The sequence below is a fragment of the Acidovorax sp. LjRoot204 genome, assembly GCF_056175785.1.
In genome coordinates, this window is the sequence record NZ_JBGFFF010000337.1 from 1 (window position 1) to 1442 (window position 1442).

At 61.3% G+C, this 1442-nt stretch carries 1 pseudogene; it reads left to right on the forward strand.

Features of this window, described 5'->3' with window-relative positions:
- Positions 1 to 1442, forward strand: a pseudogene (locus AC04MI_RS25140) (hypothetical protein); the annotation flags it as partial.

Below are 1442 nucleotides of genomic sequence, written 5' to 3' on the forward strand. Positions count from 1 at the left end.
CTACAAGACGGCCCAAGGCAAACTTGCGGTCACGGGTGGGTCCCTGCCTTCCGGTCTTGGCGAGTCCGATGCGGCAGCACGAACACAAGATGCTCTCGGTCTCATCACGTCAGAGACCGACTTCAGCAGTGTGCCCACTGTCAAAACGTGGGATGTCATTCGACGCTTGCTCTTGTCTGCCACACGGGCTGCGGGTTTTCCGGAGGCACAGACCACCACTACTCAGTGGCACACCAACTTCAGTCTGCCCGTCCTGGTAACCGAGGTCGGCCGCACCACCGCCTATACCTACGATGCCTTGGGCAACATGTTGTCCAAGACCATCACCGATACGGCGACCAACAATGCACAGCGCTGGCAATGGATCTACAACGCGTCGCAGCTTGTCAAGACAACGATCGAGCCGAATGGCGCCGTCACTAGCTACACCTACGACCCGAGGGGCAACGTCCTTACGACCACCAACGCCCTGGGTCACGTCACCAGTTACACCTACGACGGCGCCAACCGCGTGGTCGGCACCACTGCCTCCAACGGCCTTGCCACCACCTACACCTTCGACCTGCGTGACCGCCTGCTGACGCAGACCGTCGGCGGTCATACCACCACGATCACTTATAAGCCCTACGGCGGCGTTGAATCCATCACCCTGCCTGACGGCTTGGCCGTCACCTATGTCTACGACCCCGCCCACCGACCGATTGGCTGGAGCAACAACCGCGGCGAGTCCGGTATATACATCCTGGACGCCATGGGCAACCGCACCGCCGAACAGATCAAGAACAGCGCCGGAGCCATAGCTTGGAACGTCGTCTACGCCATAAATAGCCTCAACCGCTTGTCTTCTAAGACTGAAGGTTTCAATCAAACAAGCAGTTTTAGCTATGACAACAATGGTGACCTGAACAGAGAGACCAACGGCCTGAACCAAAGCATCCAGTACAGCCTGGACGCGCTGCGCCGCGTCAACGCCGCGATCGATGCGGCCAACGCCAGCGCCACCCTCAAGTACAACGCCCTCGATGCCATCACCGAAGCCAAGGACTTCAAGGGCGTGGCCACCAGCTATGCCCGCGATGCCCAAGGGAATGCCACCGCGGAGGCCAGCGCCGACACCGGCAGAGCCAGTACCCAGTACGACGCCTTAGGCCTGCCCAGTCGAATCACTGACGCCCTCGGCCAGGCCACCACCATCACCCGCGATGCCCTCGGCCGTCCCACCGGCCTCGTCTTCGCCGACGGCAAGACCACCACCTTGCGCTACGACCTGAGCGCGAACAGCAAGGGCTATCTCTCGGAGATCCTCGACCGCAGCGGAACCACCGAGTACACCCGCGATGCCTTCGGCCGCGTGACCCTCAAGAAGCAGACCCTCGCGAACGGCAGCGTGCAGCAGGTCAGCTACAGCTACAACGCGAACGGCACCCTGGCGAGCATCGGCT